This window comes from Pseudomaricurvus alkylphenolicus (assembly GCF_011683955.1).
In the GTDB taxonomy this organism is placed as follows: Bacteria; Pseudomonadota; Gammaproteobacteria; order Pseudomonadales; family Cellvibrionaceae; genus Pseudomaricurvus; species Pseudomaricurvus alkylphenolicus.
This window is the reverse complement of sequence record NZ_JAAQPI010000003.1, coordinates 198,625-221,272: the sequence shown is the minus strand read 5'-3', so window position 1 is coordinate 221,272 and position 22,648 is coordinate 198,625. Positions and strand designations below refer to the sequence as shown.

General features: G+C 53.1%; 21 protein-coding genes. 12 read left to right on the top strand and 9 right to left on the bottom strand.

Translation table 11 applies throughout. The features are described 5' to 3' along the window. Positions 1 to 213 precede the first annotated feature (213 nt). Both HBA55_RS09795 and HBA55_RS09790 read left to right on the top strand, forming a co-directional pair. Complete coding sequence (locus HBA55_RS09795; protein ID WP_166989952.1) at positions 214 to 1,134, top strand: ChaN family lipoprotein; 921 nt, start codon at positions 214 to 216, stop codon at positions 1,132 to 1,134. A gap of 69 nt (positions 1,135 to 1,203) precedes the next feature. Further along, positions 1,204 to 2,409, top strand: a complete 1,206-nt coding sequence (locus HBA55_RS09790; RefSeq protein ID WP_166989950.1) for a DUF819 family protein — start codon at positions 1,204 to 1,206, stop codon at positions 2,407 to 2,409. A 14-nt stretch (positions 2,410 to 2,423) separates the two neighbouring features. Here HBA55_RS09790 and HBA55_RS38015 read toward each other — a convergent pair whose 3' ends face one another. Next, positions 2,424 to 3,176, bottom strand: coding sequence for a PilZ domain-containing protein (locus HBA55_RS38015; RefSeq protein ID WP_166989948.1), 753 nt, complete (start codon positions 3,174 to 3,176; stop codon positions 2,424 to 2,426). A gap of 381 nt (positions 3,177 to 3,557) precedes the next feature. On the opposite strand from HBA55_RS38015, the gene HBA55_RS09780 reads away from it, so the two are divergent. Further along, positions 3,558 to 4,013 (top strand): GNAT family N-acetyltransferase, encoded by a 456-nt coding sequence (locus tag HBA55_RS09780; RefSeq protein WP_206019694.1) that lies wholly within the window; start codon positions 3,558 to 3,560, stop codon positions 4,011 to 4,013. Here HBA55_RS09780 and HBA55_RS09775 read toward each other — a convergent pair. Then, a complete protein-coding gene (locus tag HBA55_RS09775) occupies positions 4,010 to 4,948 on the bottom strand; it encodes a LysR substrate-binding domain-containing protein (RefSeq protein ID WP_166989944.1) in 939 nt (312 codons plus the stop codon). The genes HBA55_RS09780 and HBA55_RS09775 overlap by 4 nt on opposite strands. A 197-nt stretch (positions 4,949 to 5,145) precedes the next feature. Here HBA55_RS09775 and HBA55_RS09770 point away from each other — a divergent pair, with 197 nt between their 5' ends. From HBA55_RS09770 to HBA55_RS09730, 9 genes are all read left to right on the top strand, one after another. Then, positions 5,146 to 6,180: an agmatine deiminase family protein gene (locus tag HBA55_RS09770; protein ID WP_240945990.1), complete on the top strand. Its 1,035-nt coding sequence runs from the start codon at positions 5,146 to 5,148 to the stop codon at positions 6,178 to 6,180. Between the two features lie 45 nt (positions 6,181 to 6,225). Then, the gene (locus tag HBA55_RS09765) at positions 6,226 to 7,656 is read left to right on the top strand and encodes a sodium:solute symporter family transporter (protein ID WP_166989942.1); all 1,431 of its coding nucleotides are present in this window, start codon (positions 6,226 to 6,228) and stop codon (positions 7,654 to 7,656) included. 261 nt (positions 7,657 to 7,917) lie between these two features. Continuing rightward, positions 7,918 to 9,615: an amidohydrolase family protein gene (locus HBA55_RS09760; RefSeq protein WP_166989940.1), complete on the top strand. Its 1,698-nt coding sequence runs from the start codon at positions 7,918 to 7,920 to the stop codon at positions 9,613 to 9,615. A 401-nt stretch (positions 9,616 to 10,016) separates the two neighbouring features. After that, positions 10,017 to 10,454, top strand: a complete 438-nt coding sequence (locus tag HBA55_RS09755; protein ID WP_166989939.1) for a thiol-disulfide oxidoreductase DCC family protein — start codon at positions 10,017 to 10,019, stop codon at positions 10,452 to 10,454. Continuing rightward, on the top strand, positions 10,444 to 10,830 hold the full coding sequence (locus tag HBA55_RS09750) for a DoxX-like family protein (RefSeq protein WP_166989937.1): 387 nt from the start codon (positions 10,444 to 10,446) through the stop codon (positions 10,828 to 10,830). The genes HBA55_RS09755 and HBA55_RS09750 overlap by 11 nt, the downstream gene beginning before the upstream one ends. Positions 10,831 to 10,910: 80 nt before the next feature. After that, positions 10,911 to 11,423 carry a YgjV family protein gene (locus HBA55_RS09745; RefSeq protein WP_166989935.1) on the top strand — a complete coding sequence of 171 codons (513 nt, stop codon included), beginning with the start codon at positions 10,911 to 10,913 and terminating at the stop codon, positions 11,421 to 11,423. A 500-nt stretch (positions 11,424 to 11,923) separates the two neighbouring features. Further along, on the top strand, positions 11,924 to 12,679 hold the full coding sequence (locus HBA55_RS09740) for an energy transducer TonB (protein ID WP_166989933.1): 756 nt from the start codon (positions 11,924 to 11,926) through the stop codon (positions 12,677 to 12,679). A 1,133-nt stretch (positions 12,680 to 13,812) separates the two neighbouring features. Then, positions 13,813 to 14,895 carry an NHL repeat-containing protein gene (locus tag HBA55_RS09735; RefSeq protein WP_166989931.1) on the top strand — a complete coding sequence of 361 codons (1,083 nt, stop codon included), beginning with the start codon at positions 13,813 to 13,815 and terminating at the stop codon, positions 14,893 to 14,895. A 927-nt stretch (positions 14,896 to 15,822) separates the two neighbouring features. Continuing rightward, positions 15,823 to 16,281, top strand: a complete 459-nt coding sequence (locus HBA55_RS09730) for a YehS family protein (RefSeq protein ID WP_166989929.1) — start codon at positions 15,823 to 15,825, stop codon at positions 16,279 to 16,281. A gap of 82 nt (positions 16,282 to 16,363) precedes the next feature. Here the strand turns inward: HBA55_RS09730 and HBA55_RS09725 are convergent, their stop codons facing one another. The 7 genes from HBA55_RS09725 to nth all read right to left on the bottom strand — a co-directional run bounded on the left by HBA55_RS09725 (position 16,364) and on the right by nth (position 22,640). Then, positions 16,364 to 16,786 (bottom strand): GNAT family N-acetyltransferase, encoded by a 423-nt coding sequence (locus tag HBA55_RS09725; protein WP_206019693.1) that lies wholly within the window; start codon positions 16,784 to 16,786, stop codon positions 16,364 to 16,366. Positions 16,787 to 16,800: 14 nt separating this feature from the next. After that, positions 16,801 to 17,715 carry a DMT family transporter gene (locus HBA55_RS09720; RefSeq protein WP_166989925.1) on the bottom strand — a complete coding sequence of 305 codons (915 nt, stop codon included), beginning with the start codon at positions 17,713 to 17,715 and terminating at the stop codon, positions 16,801 to 16,803. Then, the gene (dapE, locus tag HBA55_RS09715) at positions 17,712 to 18,845 is read right to left on the bottom strand and encodes a succinyl-diaminopimelate desuccinylase (RefSeq protein WP_166990956.1); all 1,134 of its coding nucleotides are present in this window, start codon (positions 18,843 to 18,845) and stop codon (positions 17,712 to 17,714) included. Before dapE ends, HBA55_RS09720 begins: the two co-directional genes overlap by 4 nt. 104 nt (positions 18,846 to 18,949) lie before the next feature. Then, positions 18,950 to 19,975: an AraC family transcriptional regulator gene (locus tag HBA55_RS09710; protein WP_166989922.1), complete on the bottom strand. Its 1,026-nt coding sequence runs from the start codon at positions 19,973 to 19,975 to the stop codon at positions 18,950 to 18,952. 8 nt (positions 19,976 to 19,983) lie between these two features. Continuing rightward, positions 19,984 to 21,018, bottom strand: coding sequence for a 2,3,4,5-tetrahydropyridine-2,6-dicarboxylate N-succinyltransferase (gene dapD / locus HBA55_RS09705; RefSeq protein WP_166989920.1), 1,035 nt, complete (start codon positions 21,016 to 21,018; stop codon positions 19,984 to 19,986). Positions 21,019 to 21,095: 77 nt separating this feature from the next. After that, positions 21,096 to 21,440 (bottom strand): ArsC family reductase, encoded by a 345-nt coding sequence (locus tag HBA55_RS09700; RefSeq protein WP_166989918.1) that lies wholly within the window; start codon positions 21,438 to 21,440, stop codon positions 21,096 to 21,098. 546 nt (positions 21,441 to 21,986) lie between these two features. Continuing rightward, positions 21,987 to 22,640, bottom strand: coding sequence for an endonuclease III (gene nth, locus HBA55_RS09695; protein ID WP_206019722.1), 654 nt, complete (start codon positions 22,638 to 22,640; stop codon positions 21,987 to 21,989). Positions 22,641 to 22,648: the final 8 nt, after the last annotated feature.

Sequence of the window (22,648 nt, the reverse complement as noted above, 5' to 3'; positions counted from 1 at the left end):
GCCGTCGGTGTGAAAACCGGCGGCTTTTTTGTTTGTTGGTTTTGTGGCTGCAAGTGATAATGGTTGTCAACTATAATTTGGGTCGTGTCTTTCGGTTTATATGGATAAGGAAACGCGATGTTGTATCGATGGATCGTTTTCTCTGGTTTGGTGGGGTCTCTAGTCGGCTGTGTGTCTGGCCCTTTGGGTGATCGTGCCGAGCAGCATAGTGTTATGTCATCTCTTGCAACGGCCTACGATTATCAACTTCTTGATCAACAATATCGTCCTTTGTCGTTAGCGGAATTGTCGAATTCGCTGCAGACCGCCGATGTGATTTTTATTGGTGAGTATCACGGTAATCAGGCCTCGCACTTGTTACAGATGCGGCTATTTGCAGCGCGTCACCAGAGTAATGAGAGTGGGCAGAGGACCACGGTCCTGAGTATGGAGATGTTTAGTCGCGATCAGCAGCCCATTGTGGATCGATATCTGCGAAATGAAGTGGGTGAGAGGTATCTGATTAAAGAGGCGCCTGCCTGGGATAATTACCGGGGCAGTTATCGGCCATTGGTGGATTACGCCAAACGCAATAAGCTGCCGGTCATTGCCGCCAATGCAGCCGGTGATATTGTGCGCTGTATTGGCCGCACCGGTGAGGCTTATATGGAGGCGCTCGGTCAGGAGGAGAGGGGTTATGTAGCGCTGCAGCCATTCGCTGAGATCCCCGGCTATGAGGACAAGTTTTTGGGCCATATGAGCGGCGCCAAACATATGCCGAGTTCACATCTACGCAATAGTTATCTTGCCCAGGCAACCCGGGATAACACGATGGCGGAGTCTATTGCTCAGGCCCTGGATCAACATCCGGGCAGTCAGGTTGTTCATCTTAACGGCAGCTTTCACAGTGAGGAGCGTTTGGGCACAGTTGCGGCATTGCAGCGTTTGAAGCCCGAGTTGAATATACGGGTAATCACTCCTGTTCACGTGGAGGAGTTCCCGGGTGAAGCAGCAGATACCGAGCCGGTCGAGGATTTCACCTATCTGATTAATTCGCAGCCCGCGGAGTTTGTGGATCCAGAGTATAAAAAACGGTCGCGTCGGGCGATGTTCGCCAAGGCGCGTGAAAAAGCCAAATCCTGCAAGCCGAATTAAGGGATGGTCTGTTTTATCACGCTAGCTTATTATCGGGTTTATCCACTCTAGCCAACAAGCCAAAACCTGATGAATGACGCCTTTTCTCTGATTCCCGCCGACCAGCCATTCGCCGTTCTGGCCGCCTTGCTTGCGATTGCGTTCTTTGGCTTCTGGGCAGAAAAGCAGGCGTGGGGGAAGCTGGTCACCGGGGCGGTCTGGGCGATCTTGGCGGCGATTGTGGCATCCAATGTCGGGTTGATTCCCAAAGATGCGCCGGCCTACGGGGTGGTCTTCAAGTACTTTGTGCCGGCGCTGATTCCACTGTTTCTGATGCATGCGGATGTGCGTCGTATTGTTTCCGAAAGTGGCCGTGTCGGTTTGGCTTTTGTACTCGCCTGTATTGGTACAGCGGCCGGCGCCGTGCTGGCGTCGCAATTGCTGGATTTGGGGGCAAGGGAGGCTGACCTTGCCGGGATTTTTACCGCGACCTATACCGGCGGTTCTGTCAATTATGCGGCCCTGATTCAGTCCACCGGATTTGACGATGCCAATGTTATTGCGGCAGCGACAGCGGTGGATAACCTGATGAGTGCGGTGTTTCTGGCGGTGCTTGCGGTGATGCCCGCGTCACAATGGTTGATGAATCGCTTTGCGCAGCGCTCTCACTTGGAATCCGACGGTGCGGCGTTGGAGGAATCTGAAGGGGAAGTCAGCGGCTTCAGTCTCGCCGCATCGATGGCGTTCGCTCTGTGTGTAGTCGCGCTTGCCGACGGCATTGTGATCTGGTTAAACGCGTTAGGCGGCGGTTTTGATTTTGCCAGCTTGCGTTACGTTTTTATTACCTTGCTCGCGGTGTTGCCGGCGACTTTTATGCCCAATCAAATGGCGCAAATGCAAGGTGGTAAGAGTCTGGGGTTGGTATTGGCCTTTGTATTTTTTGCGGCGATTGCGGCCGGGGCGGATATTTCAAAACTGTTAGGCACTGCCCCCATTTTGTTGGCGTTTGTATTAGTGCTGCTTGCTGTACATGGGCTGGTGGTGTTTGTTGGGGGTTATCTGATTAATCGTGTGGTACAGGCGATAAGTCAACAGCGCGAAAGTGAGTTGGCATTGTCGTTGCCGGAATTGATTACCGCATCCAACGCCGCGATCTTGGGCGCAACTACAGCGCCCGCGCTGGCGATGGCCCGAGGCTGGCCCGCATTGGTAACGCCGGGAGTATTAGTGGGGGTTGCGGGTTACATTGTGGGTACGCCGATCGGACTGGCCGTGGCGGCGTTGCTTGCTCATTAAGATAAAGAGCAGTTTCAAAAGCCGGCTGCTGTCTCCTGCATAATACGACGACGACGCTGTTCGGTCATCAGATAGCGTTCCAAGTGACGTTGCTGGGAGGGTTGCAGCGATGTCAATTGAGCGCCGATCAGTGGGCCATTTTTCTGTTCTTCATCTTCAATAATGCGTGCCACGCTGATATCGCAATCGAGCTTCAGCCGCGGCATCTCCATGCGGCAATCGCTGATTCTATCGCCTGGCTGTACCTTCACATTTTTATTGAGGCGGATTTGTACTCCGGTAACAGACAAGTCGAGGATGCGTCCGCGCTGGTCTTTTTCACCCCAGGTGGCATTGCCTCTAACAGGCAGCCTAAAGGCAGCCCGTCGCTGTTCATGCTGTACAAATTCCGGCAGGGCCAGTGTGTAGCTGGTGTAGTTGTTTTCCTGTTCTGTGGTGATCATTTGCGTCTCAAATGCCAGGGTACGATGGCCCTCTTCCTTCAAGGTAATATTCAGGCGCTGGCCGGAGAACAGCGTGATGTTGCCGGGAAACAGTTCGTCGATATCGATGCAGCGCGAGAAGGGGTCCACGTTCAGAATAATGCTCTGGTGGACTTCTTCTTCGTCTTCGGGGATTGAGACGTATATCAGGGTGTGGTTTTTTCGGTATCGCTCCAGAATACGATAAATGCCCTGCAGGCCCTGGTTGGGTTCGTCCCTACCGCCTTTGGGTCTGATTTTTTTTAACCACTGTTCCACATTGCTGACTACTGATTGATTCGCCACAGAAAAAACCCTTCTGTTGTCCACGGGCAATGATCCCGCAGTCCCAAGCCCCCAATAATTTGTTGGCCCGGTGTCACTACACTCAACACTCAGGCTAACAGTATACGTAGCAATCGGCGTCAACGGCGGAATCTTAAGCAAATATTTTAGATTGTTGCCCGCTTAACCGAATGCTGGTTATGTCCAGCGGTTATCATCCCCCTGATTGTGGCGCGTCACTCAACAAGTCCAGGCAATTTGCATGACAGCCTCTTATGAATTGGCGCAGTTTTTATCATTTGTGTCTGTAGCGCCCAGAGAATTAACCTGTGTTCGAAAACGCTCAATCAAAAAGGATTTGAGCGACATGTCTGGCAAGTTTTCTGAGCGAGGTGAATGTCTGTGGAGAGTTATTTGCGCCGCCCGGCGGCAGAGGACTGGGAAAAATGGGCGTCACTTTGGCGTCAGTATTTGCATTTCTATCGTACCGATTTACCCTTTTCTGCCACACGTCAACTCTGGCAAAGACTGTTGGATCCCCAAAACCCCATTCAGGGATGGGTGGTTTCGCAGCAGGGCGAAGCCGGAATCTTGAAGGGGTTTGTTCACTACTTACCACACGCCAATACCTGGCGCAGCCAGCCCGTGTGCTATCTACAGGACTTGTATGTGGCTCCTGAGACCCGCGGTACCGGTCTGGGAAGGCGCCTGATCGAGCAGGTGGTAACTGACGCCCGTGCAAGAGGCTGGAGTCGTGTTTACTGGCACACTGAATCCGGCAATACGACCGCTCGCCGGCTGTATGATCGAGTGGCGGGGCCGGCCGACGGATTCGTCAAATACGCGTTGGATGTTTAATCCGCCTGGACCGATTGCGGAGCCGTATTCCATTTCGACGCAAACCCTTTGGCCGCATCCAGCAACCAATCCCTCGCTCGTGCGACAGAAGGCCGCATGGGTTGGCTACTGTCGTACACCAGATAATAAGCATCTTCTGTCACAACCGTTTCAGAAAACGGCTGCACCAATCGGCCTTGCTCAATCATATCGGATGCCAGCACCAAACTGCCCAGGGCAACGCCCTGACCGTTGGCGGCACATTCCAGCATCAGGCCGCTGTCGCTGAATACGCAGCCTTCCACCCGATCTTCTCCTTGCAGTTCCACCCTTTGAAACCAGGACAGCCAATCATCCGGCCGTTCATCGTGCAGCAACGGGAATTGTTGCAGCTGATCGGGCTCTTCCAGTGTGGGCAGGTGAGAAAACGCATTGGGGGCATAAAGTGGCGTCAGAACATCGTGGAACAGCAGCTGGCTTTCCACCCCGGGCCACTGGCCATGGCCGTACCAGATCGCCAAATCCACCTCCTGGGTTTCCAGATCAAAATTCTCTTCAGTGGTAAACAGCCAGGGTTGCACTTCGGGAAACCACTCCCGCAGAGAGTCATAGCGTGGCATCAGCCATTTACTGGCAAAGGCGGCGCTGGTGCCAAACACCACCGAGCCCGGGCGGTAATAAAAGTCCAGGCGGCGTTTGCCCTTGGACAATACGTCCAGCGCCTGGGTGGCCGTGTGCAGAAAGTCCAGGCCGGCCACGGTGGGCTCTACCGAGCGACCCACCCGGTTGAACAGGTCCAGACCGAAAAACTCCTCCAGGGAGCGTATCTGGTGCGATACCGCCGACTGGGTGATGTTCAGCTCCTCGGCGGCGAGAGAGAAGCTCTTGAGCCGGGCGGCGGCCTCGAAGCCTTCAAGGGCGCTCAGGGGCGGCAGCTTGCCAAATCGTCTACTCATGATATTTGCCGATTGATGAATAATTCTAATAACCCGAATGATTTTTTATCGTTTGCGGCATCCGTGCTGCCAACACTACTCTAGCAGGGCATGGCAGGCACTTAGATCCTTTGTACCTGCTGTATGAATTCTAGTAATGAAAGGCCCGTTTGTCACCCGGGCCGGAGTGGGTAAAACCAGGAAGTTGGAGTGAATTGATGAGTAATACTAATAGTCAGTCTTTGATGAGCCCCGCCGACGAGGGGTTTCGCATGCCGGCCGAGTGGGAGGCTCACGACCGCTGCTGGATGATGTGGCCCAGCCGCGAAAGCATGTGGGAAGACTTCGACAAGACCAAAAGCTGTTTCGCGGGCATTGCCCAGGCCATCAGCGAATTTGAACCGGTCACCGTGGTGGTCTGTGAGCAGGATGCACAAGAGGCGCGGTCTCTGATGGGCGAAGACATCGATCTGATGGTGGCCCCTATCGATGACTCCTGGGCAAGGGACGCCGGCCCCAACTTTCTGGTCAATGAGCGGGGCGAGCTGGCTGGCAGCTGCTGGGAATTTAACGCCTGGGGCCAAAAATACCAGCCCCATCACAACGACAACGCGGTGGGTGAGGTAATTCTGAAACACGCAGGAGCCCGCAGCTTTGTTTCTGAGTTGGTGGCCGAAGGCGGTGCCATCAGTGTCGACGGTGAGGGCACGGTGCTCACAACGGAATCCTGCCTGCTGCACACCAACCGCAACCCCGGCTGGTCACGCCGCCAGGTAGAGGAGGAGCTTTGTCGCACCCTGGGGGCCACCAAGGTGATTTGGTTGCCCGGCAACGACGACGAGGTGGAAACCAACGGCCATGTGGATGGCCTGGCGGCCTTTGTTCGCCCTGGCGTGGTGTTGATGGAAATCAGCTACGATCCCGAACACCCGTGGTACGACATTATGCGGGCCAATCTCGAAGCGTTGAAAGGGCAGACTGATGCCAAGGGGCGTACAATTGATATTGTACTGATTGAAGATGCCTACGGTTGCGAAATGTTGAGCGACAGCTTTTGTACCTCATACATCAACAGCTATCTGCCCAATGGTGGTGTGGTAATGCCCAAGTACGGTATTGCCGCCGACGAACGCGCCCGCGCTGTATTCGAAAAGCTGTTTCCGGAGCGGCGTATTGTGCAGGTTAATGTCGACGGTGTTGCCGTGGGCGGCGGCGGTATCCACTGCATTACACAGCAACAGCCTCGACCCTGAGCTTTGCGGCGCTCTTTTTAGGTACGGCTCGACAGGAGAACTCATTTGCAATTTGTCTACGCGGCGGCGCTCACCACTTTTTTTGTTGTTATGTTCCTGGTGGCTCTCTGGGCCAAGGAACGGGTCAAGGATGCGGAGGACTTTATTGTCGCCGGCCGCGGGCTCTCCAGTTGGGTGCTCATGGCCACCCTGGTGGCCACCTGGTTTGGGGCCGGCAGTTTGTCCGTCTCCGCCGATATGGTACGCAACGAAGGCTTGCGAGTGACCGCCCTGGAGCCGTTTGGGGTGGGAGTCTGCCTGATTCTGGCGGGATGGATCTACGCGCGCCCCATGTGGGAGGAAAAAGTGCTGACCTTGGCGGACGTGATTCGCCGCCGCTTTGGCGCTACCGCTGAATTCTTCCAGGTTATCTACAACATCAGTTACTTCGGCTGGATTGCCGTGCAGTTACTGGCGATTGGCAATATTGTACATATGGCGTTTGGGCTGGATGTCAGCACCAGTTTGATTCTGGTCACCGGCTTGTTAACGGCTTATACATTGCTGGGCGGTATGTGGTCGGTGGCGCTGACAGACGCAGTGCAGGTTCTGCTACTGATTCTCGGTTTGGTGGTGCTTAGCTTTAACGTATTGACGGCGCTGGGCAGCGGCAGTCTGCTGACCGGCTTGGATCAGTTGTTTTTGATTGAGGATAAAGCCTACACCACCTGGATTCCGACAGAACGTCTGAGTGAGTTTAACTACTGGCTGGGACTGTTTCTGGTGGGTTCGCTCGGCAATATTGCCTCGCAGGATTTAATGCAGCGAATATTCGCTGCACGAACTCCGGATATCGCCGTACGCGCCTGTGTGAACTCCGGGATGATTTATATCGTCATTGCCCTATTGCCGGTGATGTTGGGCATGGCCGCCAGGGTGATGTTACCGGAAGTGTCCGAAGGGGTGATTCCGGCGCTGGCCGAGAAGTTTTTGTCTCCGGCACTGTCGGTGATTTTTATCCTCACTTTAACCGCAGCCATCACATCCACGGTGGATAGTGCACTGTTGGGGCCGGCGAGTACCTTTGCGCAAAATCTTTTGCGACGCCGTGTGCCCGAGCGCATCTCTACACTGTCTTTAACACGCTACTGTGTGGTTTTTGTGGCAGTCTCCAGCGCGGCGCTGGCGCTCAGTGGCACGTCGGCAATCGATCTGTTGCAGAGTTCTTTTGCCCTGGGTATTCCTCCTCTGGTGATTTTGACTTTTGGTATTTATCAAAAACAAACTTATCCCGCACCCGCTATCGTCACCAGCGTGTTGGGGCTGTTGGTTTGGGGTTACGACCTGGTCAGTCTGCTGGCGGGTTGGAAGAGCGAAACGGAAGCGTCTCTGATTCCCATGCCGTTGCTGATGTTGATCGGCAGTGTTGCGGTTTATTGGATCACTCATTCGTTGGTCAGTTGGGGGCATCGTTCCCAGCGAACAGCCCGCGCGTAGGTCGGATTAGGCGAAGCCATAATCCGACACTTGGGTTTGCTTTTAAAAAGTTTTCTGGCTGAGGAGGCAAGTACAAGTCGGTGCTGGCAGGGTGTGATGCTGTTCTCATTATTGTGGAAAATAACGATGAATGGAATTAATGGGTCATTGCAGAATGTTTCAATAGTGTCTGAAATCGAACTGTCATAGCTTATACATCACGCCTGCTTACAGGCCAACCCCATACAGTAATAATTTTAATAAGACGATTGGAGACCTTTTGTGAACCCTAGCAAATCAAATTTGTTTGCCGGCCTTATTGCCGCCGCAGCAATCAGTTTTTCTACTCTGGCGTTGTCTGCCGCCGATACCGTTATCCGCTATGGCAAGATCTACACCATGGACCCCGCCAAACCCTGGGCAGATGCAGTGGCCATTGATAATGGCGAGATTGTCTTTGTCGGCAGCAATAATGGTGTTAGAAAGTTTATAGGCAATCGTACCAACGTTATCAATCTTTATAGCAACGATATGGTATTGCCTGGCCTGCATGATGTGCATATGCACCCGCTGGAGCAGGGCAGCGATGTGGTCAACTGTATTGTCGATGGCAAGAAGTCAGTGGACAACTGGCTGACCGCAATCGGCCAGTGTGCGAACACGGGCAGTGACTGGTTGTTAGGTTATGGTTTTAATATCAGTGCTCTGGTTGAAGATGGTCGCAACCCAGCGGCTGCGTTGGACGCCATTTCGAGCACTCGCCCGATTGCGATTATGGAGCAGACGTCACACGCGGTATGGGTAAACAGCAGAGCGTTGGAACTGTTGGGGTTTGATGCCGGCGCTGAAAATCCAGCGGGCGGGCATATCGGCCGTCTGGGCAATGGAGAGCCTAACGGTATTTTGATGGATACTGCCGGAGATATGGCCTTCCATTTGGCGTTGACGAATCCCACTAGTGCTCAGAAGAATGCGGATTACCAGGGGCTGTTGTGGTCGCTTAAGCAGATTCGCAAAAATGGCCTGACGTCGATTATGAATGCGCGGGTTTACTGGAAGCGAGAGTATCTGGATGTCTGGTATAAAGCTCGCAACCAGGGCAAATTGACGGCTCGCACTACTCTGGGTTTGTGGTATTACCCGGAGGATACCAATGACGACCAGCAGATCGCAGAACTGACTCAGATGTTCGACGACAGTGATCCGATGATGCGGGTCAATCAGATCAAGATGTATGACGATGGTATTTCCATCAATACCACCGCCGCTATGAAGCAGCCCTATTTGAAGGATCTCGGCTATGGCCTGGCGAGTAACAAAGGCTTGAACTATTTGCAGGAGAGTCGCATGGGTTATGTGATATCGGAGCTGGAAAAGGTGGGCTTTGATATGACGATTCATGCGATTGGTGATCGTGGTGTGCACGAGGCGCTTAACGCCATTGAATATGCACAGAGTGTGAACGGCAATAATCTTGATCGACGCCACCGCTTGACGCATGTGGAACACGTGGATACGGCGGATATGGCGCGTTTTGATGCCTTGGATGTGATTGCGGATGCGCAGGTGGCGGGTGACTGGAGTAATCCGCAGAATCATTCGGCGGCGGAGATTGAGTTGTTGGGGCATGCTCGTATGGATCGCTTGTTCCCGCTGAAGGATCTGCACAACGCCAATGCGACCTTGACGTTGAGCAGCGATTGGGGAGTCTCGACGCTGAATCCGTTTGTGGCGATGGAGCATGCGTTAACGCGTGGTGACCAGTCGTTGCCGAATCTGCATACGGTGCTGGAGGCCTACACAATCAATGCGGCTTATGCGCTTAGGCAAGAGAATCTGGTGGGTTCGATTAAGGTGGGCAAGCGGGCCGATTTAACCATTGTGGATCGAAATTTGTTTAACACCGCAGTTAAGAATCTGAGTGATACCAAGGTGGTGATGACGGTTGTCGACGGTAAAATTGTTTACGAATTGAAGTAGTTTCTGTCTTCATGATCGTTGTTCAGGCACCCGGATTTAGGTGCCAAAATGGGCGACTGGGTGTCCTCTGGAGGGGCACGCTTCCGGCCCTCCGGGCTTCCCTCAGTCCCCAATGAGCCAAGCTGAAAAACGCTTGTCTCATTGACTCCTTCGGCGTTCGCTTGAAATGCCCCTCCAGAGAACACCCAGCCACCCTTTACTCCGCGGTATTCGGTGTTGGGTGCCTCATTGGCGTACGCAACTCAGTGTCTGATCTCCATGGCATTTACCTTAAGCCAGTTTGAAGCTAATCTCCGTAGCAGCCCGCTTGGTAGCGATTTGTCGCTAAACTTATTTATCGGTGCACCTTTGATACAGTATCCTACATGCGGGAATTAGAGTCGCAGTAGGAGTGAAACGCCATGAGGCAAACGCATAATCCACCATACATCAAGGACGGCGATTGCATCATTCTTTTTGACGGAGTATGCAAGCTCTGCAACGCCTGGGCTAACTTTATCATCGATAAAGACGCCAACCGAACGTTCAAACTGTGCAGTGTTCAGTCGGCTGAGGGGAAAGCAATACTCGATCACTTCAATTATCCGACGGACTACTATGAGACCATGCTGTACGTTGAAGGTAATAGATTCTACGAAAAGAGCACAGCCTTTTTCGGGGTTGTGGATAAATTGGGTTACCCGTGGAAGATGTTCTGTGTTTTTCGTGTCTTGCCCATCTCGCTCCGTGATTGGATATACGACAGAATCGCACTGAATCGATATCGAATCTTTGGAAGGTATGACTATTGTGTACTGCCCTCCGCTGATCACAAAGGCAGGTATATTCATGAAGACTGATGAGTTGGCCTTCGTGTCAAGGGCATGCCGATGGTGCCTTGGGTTCGTATTTGTCTTTCATGGCTTGTTCCCCAAAATCGTCTGGCTAAGTGATGTAGAGGTATCCTTGGTTGAGGCGGGCGGCTTTGGCCTGTCGGCCCAACTGGTGTCACCGATTGCGGGAATGGGTGAAATAGTGCTTGGCCTGCTTATTATTCTGTGGAAATCCAGCAAAATCCCAATTTATACAGCGTTTGTTTCGCTTGTCCTGCTCCTTCTGTATGTGGCGGCGGTGGATCAAGCGCTACTGTTTGAAGCCTTTAACCCGGTCACCACCAATATATCCGCAATGGTGATGTGTTACCTGGTACTGCGGATTGAGCATCAGAAGGTGTAATACCTACCCACCTCATCAGGGGATATGAATTTCCCTGTGACCTGATACTGTGATTCGTCAGTTTTAGGTTCTAATCAACAATGAGTGACTTTGTATTCTCGCAAATCTTGGGGTTGCTGGGATTAATATTTGACTCCGGATCGGCTCAATTCAAAAAAAGAGTCTATTTCTTTTCGGCCATGGGTATTGGGGCGCTGTTTATAGCCGGACATTTCTATATGCTTGAGCAATATACAGCGGCTTCGATGTTTGTTATTGCGGCCGTCAGGCACTTTATTACCATTCGCTTTCGTTCGCGGTATCTTTACCTGGTCTTCGTGTTGAGTGCCTTGGGTCTGGTGGCGCTGACTTACAGCAGCTATTTGAGCCTGTTGAGCGGGCTGGCCAATATATTGATGGTGTCTGGTTCATTTTCCCATACGCAAAAGAATATGCGCTTGCTGCTGATGGTAGGGGCATTTGTATGGCTTATCATTAACGTCATTATCTTCAGCCCGGCCGCAATCCTGTTAGAACTGGTTTTTCTTGTGAGTGGCAGTATCGGCTACTACCGTCATGTTTATCGACCTCAAAAACAAGGTTGTGCGGCCTAAACGGCTTTCCGATGCGAATCCGGTGATTGCGAGGCACCCCGACGGACCAACCGGCATCACTGGGCAGAAGTCATCGGAGACCTTGTGAGTCAGTTTATGGGTTGTCTTTGGCCACAGACCAATTCGTGTCGCCAAGAGCCTCTTACACATGGTCGTCGATCGTACAATCTCCGATTTTGCCGGTGGCAGGGGATAACCCCATGCGGACTGCTAGCGGGCACTAACAATTAGCAGGCTGTGGCGCCAAGGATGATTGGACTCATTGCAGGTTTCAAGAGGCCAAAGAAGAAACCCTGTGTGTAAATGAGCCAATGTAGACCTGTGGTTGAAATATGGGGTGAATTGTCCGATTCTATATGGGTAGACGCTCTTATTAGTGGCAAGTGAGAGGCGGTGTCTCTTCAAGCCTGTGTGGAAATGGACTGTATCTAAAATGGATTTTATATCGCCTTATGATTCTATATACCTCTTCCGCGATATCGTTTAACTCTGAGAGTTGGATGTCCTATGTTTATACCAATATCCAGCTTTTTCCAGGAAACTGCGGGCTAAATGTCAAGATTCCGAGAATGAGCGGCTTCCTATACAGATTGGCCTGCTTGCTAATTATAACGTCAGTCGTATGTACAGGGTTCGCTTATGCTGAGAGCTGGGAATTTCAACCAGCGGAATTTAAAGGGGGATACGCAAAATGGGAGCAAAGGATTAAATTTCCAAAAAGCAAAATAGAGGATGTCGTAGTAGTAAGGAATGCTGCATATGTATCAAAAAACGGATCTGCAAAGCTTTACGTATATGTTGATTCTTCAGATAACGTGATAAGTAGGCGTTTTGAAAGGGCGGTTCAAAGAGGTCTTAGAAAGCTTAAATTTGTTCCAGCAAGAGTTAACGGTGAAAAGAAACGAGTCTGGCTAAGATTTTCTGTTATCTTTGATCGCTCTTCGGGAAAGGAAGTAATCAAAATCATCCCTAATTCACTGTACGATATTGATGCGCATGGCATCAGTTATTTTGCACCGCAGAGGTACAATACTCCGAGATTCCCAAGAGCATGCAGAGCAAATTCTTTTTTATGGATTGCCGCAAAAATTGACAATAAAGGTAGGGCGATAAAAGCGTCCTTTGTATCTGGGAGGGCTTCGGAAGAATGTAAGAGACAGGCTGTCGATAATATATTAAATAGCAGTTACATACCCGCTCGACAGAATGGAGAGTATGTTACCGGAACTTACGCTGAACTATACGATTGCAGGTAGTGAAAATTTGTAGTTTGATCTTACGGTTTTTTCGGTGTCAGTGACGTGGTCCAATACCGCCAGTTGTACAACACAATTTATTGGAACGAAATCGACACGAGAAACTGGCAACTCCTGGAGCCGCAGTGGCCGATATGAGAAAAAGGAACTAAACGAGTGATACCAGTGGAATTTATTTTGCTATTACCGCTCATAGCCGCGACTCTCAGCTTGATCTCTTCCTTGTTCTTGTTGATCAAGCTGAAGCATGTGATAGTTCCGGTTGAAAAATTGTGGTGGAGACTGCGGTGGCCGCTTGGTGTGATAACCATTGATAAGAGCTTGTTAACCGAAGAGGGAGTGTCACTACGCTCAAAGGTGGTTCGTCGCCTCTGGTGGTTCGTGAGACTTGGGGCCGCGGGTTTACTTGTAAGTATGCTATATGCAGGATTACAAGCGTATGCGTAATCGAGTTGAAGAGCGTTTCAACTACCGGTTGACCTCGTAGCACAGTAAAGACTCTATAGGATGAACAGTATAATGGCGCACAAGGAAAGTGGATGATTCATTTGTCGTGTAAATCCATATTATGGGAGTTGACCGTCCTCTATAGCTGAGGTCTCCAGCTCCAGTCGGATAAAATTGAATTTTTTGCATGAATTACGATCACGCCACTATAGAAATTCGTAGCCGCAACGTGATATAACTCTACACTTGGAAGGAATTTTGTATCGTCATCAGTGCAAAGGGATTTGGTTACCTTCTTCGGTTTCATCCCATATATTTCAGTTGCATGACATACTTGATATTGCCTATGGGGCGATGAATAAGGTATAGGTGGCTATCGCGCTCACCTGAATCAAGGAGAAGATAAGGAGTCTCATATTGACGAAAATGTATTTTTCCGAAAAATTTACTCGGTAAATGGTGCGTGTTCGAATTCAATGACGAAGGAGTTGGAGATAAGAACAGTTGTGATAATGCCGCGGCCACTGAACGAAGCCCAGAGATCTCAAGGCAATATCCTGTGGAGCTGTTGTTGTGACCGATCGATTGAGTTCGGGTGACCACGAAATCATTGCCGTTTATCACCGGTAGTCAACTTCTACCCGTTAACGAATACGCCGTAGAAGATACTTTAAAAGGAATTAACTGTGAAGAAAACTGTATCAATACTCTTATTTCTAACCGTGTCGTTTCCTGTGCTGGCAGATCCTCTGTTCCAGAATGACAGTATTCTCATATCAAGCAATAGTACTTTATTTGAGTACAGCCCCAATGGGGAGCTAATGACAGAATTGCCCATACCGACAAATGCTTCCAATGAAGTGGCTAGGGACATAACCGTGCTTGAAGATGGTAGACTAGCTGTATTTAACGGTACCTTTTACCCCGAGCTGTCGGTATATGATGGCTCTAGCTGGCAGAGTTATCTGGTCGACGGGTGGAGCACGCCAAATAATGGCTCTTATGGGGGCATAACCAGTATCGGGAACGTCGTTTTTGTAACCGACGGATATACGGGTTCTAGTGGTGAGGCCAAAGGGCTTATTGCGATCAATTTAGAGGATGGGGAAAGTCACCGCTTTATTGATACCGGCGACTATATTGACATAACGCTGGGCAAAGACAGCCTGTTTTATGCGTTGAAAAATACTTATGGTGCCGTTGATGTCATTGACCCGACTACTTTAGAGGTCATACGAAGTGTTGATTTGGGCCACTCCTCTGATTCCCGCGGTGTTACCGCTAACGCTGACGGCATGATTTATATGGTCAGCTGGCAGGGTTATGTTGGGCATTATGATGTAGCTGGAGTTCTTCTAAACACACTATATATCGGTAGCAATCTTCAAGATATTGATATGGATAGCAATGGCAACATCATTGTTGGCGATCGACTCGGCAGGGTTTATTTGACTCACGAAACGCTTTCTACATTCGACGGCATCCAGATCACCAACTCGAACACCTTTGTATCGTTTGCTTCCCCAGTGACAACACCAGAACCTCCAGTTCTTAGTGGAAGCCACAGAAGGAGAGGTCGAAATATTCAAACCACATTGAGCTGGTCAACCGACGCTTCCGGTATTGATGTATATTTCAATGGGCAGTTTGTTGAGAGTATTTCGGGTAAAAATACAGCGGTATACACGCATTTCAAGAAGTTGTCGCAAGTCTTTGTTGTTTGTAATGCTGGAACTACCGACTGTTCTGAGGAATATGTTGCCAATTAGTTGTGCTCACATTTATTCATCTATGCTCCATTGAGCAAAAACTTTTGAGCTGGATAAGAGTTTGACTATTGTTTCACCCATATTTCTCTTCCATTGCATTGACTTGGACTTAGGTGGTCAGCCGTACTCTGAGGGTGGATTCCCTCAGCTTCCTACGGCTGCCCTTGAGCTGGCTGCACCTGGAGGTAATGTCTCTTTCTGGATGTATGAAGGGGTTGAAGATTATTAAAGGCGGAAGGGGAAAATACTGGGATACGCAGCCGCGAAGGCTCGTTTAACGCACTATTATTGTTAAGGGCATACTAATTTCTATGAAATAAATGAATACTTTATTTAGGCGTGGCCAGGAGTTTTCGTTGGGTGGGTTTTCTAGCTTGGCTCATTGCCTATCGCATACTATTGGCTAAGTAGATTTATTGAATTGCAAATGACGAACGGTTCGCTTCTGTCGCAATGACGAAATTCAAATTATGCAGCGGCAAATAAATTCAGCTGTATTTCTTCAATAGCTTGATTCTGATCGATCTGTGGTTGCCAGTTTTTTAATGTCTGAAAACCGTTAGGGATCGGTCCAAACCATTCAAGAACGGTCTCCCGGCCGGGAAAGACGATTCCAGGGTACAAAAAATGTGTTTGCCGACCGGATAAACAGGTTGCGGGGCTGAAGGGCTGTTTTATCGATATAAAGACCTACTGCCACCCACCCGAATTCCCTTGTGTGGATAGCCATCGATATGACATGATCAACCACATCCAATGGGCGTTGAATATATAGCCAGGCAAAGGGGAAATAGATGGCATGACGAAGATAAGCAGGCGTTCGGAATATCTACACGCGATGGTGCAGCCCTCTTCGTTCACAAAGACGTTGGCTGGCGTCAATGAGATGATCGAGAGCCATGCTGATATTCCTTCCGAGACAGACCTATGACCAACAATGATGTTCTTCGCCGACTGCGTTATGTGTTTGATCTGGCCGATACCAAGATCGTGAAGCTGTTTGTTCTGGCTGGCGGAGAGGTGGAGCTCAGTCAGGTTAATCGCTGGTTGAGAAGAGATGATGATGCCTACTATCGTAATTGCCCGGATGTACAGTTGGCCACTTTTTTGAACGGATTTATTATCGCCCGGCGGGGGAGGAAGGATGGCGTGACGCCGCCCGTTGAGAAAAAGCTTAATAATAATCTGGTTCTGCGTAAGTTGAAGATTGCACTGGATTTTAAAAGCGATGATATTCTGGCGACGCTAAAGCTGTCGGGGCTGGAGATTAGCGAGCACGAATTGAGTGCTTTTTTTCGAAAGCCGGGGCATAAGCACTACCGGGAGTGCAAGGATCAGGTGCTGCGCAATTTCCTGGAGGGTTTGAGGATTCGGTATCGTCCCTGATGCTTTGTCGTACTCTCGTCTGCGCATTAATCCGTTCGAATTGACACCTCGTCTCAGTGGATTCAATTTTTGAGTTGGGATGTCAATCCAGCGACTTCTCCATTTGTCTGTGGACAATGCCCGCTTCGAGAAACTCTTCTCCCACACAGTGGTAGCCAAGTTTTTCGTAAAACCCGACGGCACTTTTTTGGGCGTGAAACCAGACTTTATCCAGGCCGGCATCGTCGGCCGCTTGCTCCAGGGCTTGCATAACTTTGCGGCCCAAACCCAGGTGGCGCGCATTGGCCTGCACGGCAACCCGGCCCACCTTGCCACCTTTTTCCAAGTCAATGCGGCCGCAGGCGATGGGCTCATCTTTGTCGGTGATCAGCACTTGTACGCAGTGAGGGTCGCGGTCGTCGAATTCAAGGGATTCGGGCACGCCCTGTTCCTGGGTAAATACCCGCTGGCGGATGGCGGCCAGCTGTTGGTAGTGCGAGTCGACGGTGACGATTTCGACTTTCAAAGGCGGCGCTCCTTTTACGTCGGGCGCTTCTCGCGCAGGAGGTTTTTGGGCCATAGGCCGAGCACGGTAATAACGCCGGAGAAGATGATCACCACACCGGCGTATTGCAGGGCAGTGGCTTCTTCGCCCAGTACGATCACGGCCAACAACAAGGCCATACCAGGAACCATAGCACCGAATACCGCACCCCGCGATGGCCCGAGCATGGCCACGGCACGGCTGTAGAAGACCAGCGCCAGTATGGAGGAGAGGATGCCCTGGTAACCAATCTGTGTGGCAATGGTGCCCCAGCTGGCGGTACTGATCCCGGAGTCTGCCATGAGCCAGAAGGCTGGCACGGAAAGCAGCATCGATACGGTGGCCACCAGCGCCGTGGCACGCATGGGTTCGATTTGCCAGTGACGCAGGGAGAGGGTGTAAATGGCCCAGAGCGCGCCCGCCGCGACGAACATCAGGTCGCCTTGCCAGGTGCTTTCACCGGCATGAAAACCGTTGATGGCAACAAGCACCAGCCCGGTGATCACCGCGCCGATGCCCAGGAGTTTGGTGCGATCGAGGGATTCACCGAACAGCCAAAAACCGCCGAGGGTGGTACAAAGCAGCATGGTGCTGGGCGTGATCATGCCGAAGTGGCTGGCACTGGAGTATTGCAGACCGCCGGTGGACATCAACATGTATGGCAGACCGGCGCCGCAGACGAGCAGGATGATCGCTTTTAAGGGCAGGCCGGCAATGCCGCGCCGCAGCAGAAAGGGCAACAGGATCAAGCCCGATGACGCGTAACGCAGTATCGCAACATCCATGGGGGTGAGTTGCTGCTGCAGGCTGATTTTGGTGATGATCGGGAACGCGGCCCAGATCAACACGGTAATCAGCCCGTAGGTGGTGCCTAGCAGCAGTTGATCATGTTCACCGCTCGATGGGTTCATCCGTCAGTCAGTAATCCCTTTAAGACGCCTTCGTACATATCGGTCAGCAAGTTGAGGTCTTCGGCGTTTACGCATTCATCCACTTTGTGAATGGTGGCGTTCACGGGGCCGAGTTCTACTACCTGGGCGCCGGTGGGAGCAATAAAGCGACCGTCTGAGGTACCGCCGGCAGTGGAGAGTTCGGTTTCGAATCCCGCTGCGTCGGAGATGGCTTTAACGGCGGACTCCACCAAGGGGCCTTCGGAGGTCAGGAATGGGTGGCCGCTCAGGCGCCAGTCGATGTCGTAGTCCAGACCGTGTTTGTCGAGGATGGCCTCGGTGCGGCTGCGCAGTTGTTCTTCGGTCACTTCGGTGGAGAAGCGGAAGTTAAAGATGATCTGCACTTCGCCGGGAATCACGTTGGTGGCGCCAGTGCCGCCATTGATATTGGAAACCTGGAAGCTGGTGGCGGGGAAGAAGTCGTTGCCGTTGTCCCAGTGCTCGGCAGACAGTTCCGCCAGTGCCGGTGCCACCTTGTGGATGGGGTTGTCCGCCAGGTGCGGGTAGGCGACGTGGCCCTGCACACCTTTGACGGTCAGCCAGCAACCGAGTGAGCCGCGACGGCCATTTTTGATGGTGTCGCCGGTTTTGTTGGTGGAGGAGGGTTCGCCCACCACGCACCAGGTGATTTTTTCGTTGCGGGCTTCCAGCCATTCCACCACTTTGACGGTGCCGTTGATGGCGGGGCCTTCTTCGTCGCTGGTGATCAGAAAGGCGATGCGGCCTTTATGGTCGGGGTTTTCGGCGACGAAGCGTTCGCAGGCGACGACCATGGCCGCCAGGCTGCCTTTCATGTCGGCGGCGCCACGACCGTGCAACATGCCGTCGCGCACAATGGCGCTAAAGGGCGGTATCTGCCATTTGTCTTCCGGTCCGGTGGGTACCACGTCGGTGTGGCCGGCAAAACACAGGATCGGGCCCTCGTCACCGCGCACGGCCCAAAGGTTGTCGACGTCGTCGAAGCGCAGGTGGTCGACGTGAAAGCCGATGGCCATCAGACGCTCTGCCATCAGGTGTTGGCAGCCCTCATCCAGGGGCGTGACGGAGGGGCGGCGAATCAGGTCGCAGGCCAGTTCGAGGGTAGGGGTCATGCTGGTCATGGGGCACCGGGGGTGATTGCAGAAAGCGCGGCATTTTAGCGCAATCGCATCGGTGTCGATAGGGCCGGGGACTTATGTCGTGTGTAGGGTGGGGCTCAGGGCTGTTTGCGGAATTCCCGCGGTGTCTGTCCAAACCAGCGGCGGAACACACGGCTGAAGTTGCTGGCATCGCGAAAGCCCAGGCGAAAGGCGATGTCAGTAATGTTGAGGTCGGTTTCACCCACCAGTTGTTTAGCCATGTTTTGGCGTACGTCGTTAACCAGGTCGCTGAAGCTGCTGTCTTCGTCCACCAAGTGGCGCTGCAGGGTGCGGCCGCTGATGTGCATCTGCTCGGCGACTTTGGCCAGGGAGGGTTCACCGTGGGTCATGGCGCGGGCGATTTCCCGTTTCACCTGCTCCTGAAACCCCGTGCTTCGGAGGCGTTCCATATAGTCCTGCAGGACCTGTTGCAGCGCTTGTTCCAAGGCGGGGTTGGCGGTCTCCTGGGGCGTATGGAGCGGGCGCTCGGTGGAGAAGTGCACGCGTGTGGCCTTTTGTTCGAAGCTCACGGGGGCGCCCAGCAAGCGTTCGAATTCGTCGGCGGCCTGGGGTTCGGGTCTGAACAGGTCGATGGCGGTGATGGTCACGCCCAGGTGTTTCAGGTTGCGCAGATTGGCAATCAGACAGGCGACGCTGGCGTCTCCGGCCTCGAAGGCCGCCATGCGAGGGTCAGCGGTTTGCAGACTGATGGTGAAGTCCTGCTCGGCATTTTTGTGCAGTTCGATTTTGAGCCCGGTGCTGAGTACGGGCAAGTAGCGGGAGAATTGGTTCCAACCCATTTCGGCGGTGGGGGCCGACAGGGTCAGGGTCTGCATGGCGAACATTGACGAGGGGTCGACGTGATCCGGTGTTCTTAACCCCAGGGCTTCGTCGCCGGTGGCGTCTATCGCCAGCCGCCACAATTTGGTCATGGAAGCGACAGGTACCCGGGCTTCCGGATCGGTCAGGGCGGCGTTGTCGATGCCGGCCTGTTGCAGCAGGGGGTGGGGGTCTACGCCGGCGGCGCTGATGGTGCGAACCACGGCCAGAGCCCAGCCAGACAGACTGGTGGGCTCGGGGGCACGGGTTCGCTTACGGCTCATGGAACGAATCAGTTGTTCGCGTGCAGCTCTTCGTTCAGGGCGATGGCACTTTTGTTGGTTTTGCACTCAACGCGGCCATTGAGGGTGTTGCGGCGGAACAACAGGTCGGATTTGCCGGCCAGGTCGCGTGCTTTAACGTTTTCAACCAGTTCACCCTGGTCGTCCAGAACGGCTACTTTGGAGCCGGCGGTGATGTACAGGCCAGCTTCTACAGTGCAGCGGTCACCCAGAGGAATACCGATACCGGCGTTGGCGCCCAGCAGGCATTCGTCGCCGACGGAGATAACGATGTTGCCGCCACCGGAGAGGGTGCCCATGGTGGAGCAGCCGCCACCCAGGTCGGAGCCCTTACCAACGAAGACGCCAGCGGAGATGCGGCCTTCGATCATGCCGGGACCTTCGGTGCCAGCGTTAAAGTTGACGAAGCCTTCGTGCATGATGGTGGTGCCTTCGCCTATGTAGGCGCCCAGGCGCACGCGGGCGGTGTGGGCAATACGTACGCCGGCAGGTACCACGTAGTTGGTCATTTTGGGGAATTTGTCGACGCAGTCGACATCCAGCAGCTCGCCGTTGAGGCGGGCTTGCAGCTGGCGCTCGGGCAGTTCGGCCAGGTCGATGGCGCCCTGGTTGGTCCAGGCGACGTTGGGCAGTGTGCCGAACAGGCCGTCCAGGACGGTGCCGTGTGGCTTGACCAGGCGGTGTGAGATCAGGTGCAGTTTCAGGTAGCCCTCGGGGACGGAGGAGGGGGCGGCGTCTTCGGCCAGCAGGGTGGCGACCAGGGGGCGTTTGCTGTGCTGGAAGGATTTGGCAACGGCGGCTTGTTCGGGGCTGCCGGCGGCTTCCAGGGCTTCGGCCAGGGGGCCCAGTTTGGAGGTGTCTAGGGCGATGGCCTGGCTGCCGCCTTCGTAGTTAAGTACGCTGGCCACGGCAGAGGCGACTTCTTCGGAGGGGTTGAGCAGGGGCTGGGGGTAGAAGACTTCCAGCCATTCGCCTTTGGCGTTGTTGGTGCCGACGCCGAGGCCCAGGGAGTAAAGTTTGGTCATGGTGTGGTTTCCCGTTTTAAGTCTGGTGTTTAAATCACGATTGTTTGGATCACTGCTGTGTATATCGCCGAGCCGCTTCAGGCAAAGCGTTGTTCATAATCGGCAGCTTTGAAGCCTACCGAGAGGTCGCCGCTGTTGTTGAGCAGTGGCCTTTTGATCAGGGTTGGCTGATCGAGGATGATGTCGATGATGCTGGTGTCGTTGAGGCTGTTTTTGGTGGCGTCGTCGAGGCCCTTCCAGGTGGTGCTGCGTTTGTTGACCAGGGTTTCCCAACCCAGGGCGTTGACCCAGTCGATCACTTGTTGGCGCTCAATTCCGTCTTTGCGGAAGTCGTGAAAGGTGTAGTCGACACCTTGTTGTTCGAGCCATTTGCGGGCTTTTTTGACGGTGTCGCAGTTGCTGATGCCGTAGAGTGTGGTCATGGGTGGCCCTTGGGTTTTTTGGAGGTCGCAGAGGATATCAAAATTCTTGGGTGGCGTGGAGTATGGGGAGGTTGATTCTAGGTACCAGCTTGGGCTTATGAGTGTTGTTCCTGGGAATGGAGGGTTGGGTACCACGCAGGGTAGGGGTCAGATCTCGGGAGTTTTGTTCCCGGGGCTTCAGGCTTGGGTGCCTCAACGGGCGGCCGGGTGTCCGTTTGAGGAGCGCGCGGCCGGCCCTCCAGGCTGCCTTCAGTCCCCAGGGAGCCAAGCAAAAAGCGCTTGTCTCCCTGGCTCCTTCAGCGGCCGCTTAAATGCTCCTCAAACGAACACCCGGCCACCCCTTAGTCTGTGGTATGCCGAGTGGGTCTCACTGAACTTTAATTGGATAGGTAGCTAGAAAACCAGCGTAGGGGTCAGATCTAGGGAGTTTTGTTCCAGGGGCCTGAGGGCTGGGTGCTACAACGAACACCTGGCAACCCTATAGTCTGTGGTGGGCCGAGTGGGTCTCACTGAACTTTAATTTGGAAGTTTGGTGGAGGTTCCGGCCTATGGTTTGTGCACTTTCTTGGGGTGTTTTCTGGCGGGATAGCAGGTTGTGCAAATCTCGCAGACTGTGCCGTCGCAGCCTCTGGCGGTGCAGTATTCCCGGCCGTAGAAAATGATCTGCAGGTGCAGTTTGTTCCAGCTTTCTGCGGGGAACAGGCGTTTGAGGTCTTTTTCGGTTTGTTGGACGTTTTTGCCGTTGGTCAGGCCCCAGCGTTGGGCCAGGCGGTGGATGTGGGTGTCTACCGGGAAGGCGGGCTGACCAAAGGCCTGGGCCATGACCACGCCGGCGGTTTTGTGGCCGACGCCGGGCAGTTTTTCCAGGGCTTCCATGTCGGCGGGGACTTCGCCGTTGTGTTGTTCTACCAGCATTTTGGAGAGTACAGAGATGGCCTTGGATTTTTGTGGCGACAGGCCGCAGGGGCGGATGATGGCTTTGATGTCTTCGACGCTTTGTTCCGCCATGTCGAAGGGGTTGTCCGCCAGTTGCCACAGGCTTGGGGTGACTTGGTTAACCCGTTCGTCGGTGCATTGGGCAGACAGCAGCACGGCAACCAGCAAGGTGTAGGGATCTTTGTGGTCGAGCGGAATGGGAGGCTCGGGGTAGAGTTGTTGCAGTCGTCGGTGGACGTATTCGACCCGCTCGGCCTTGAGCATGTTTTTTG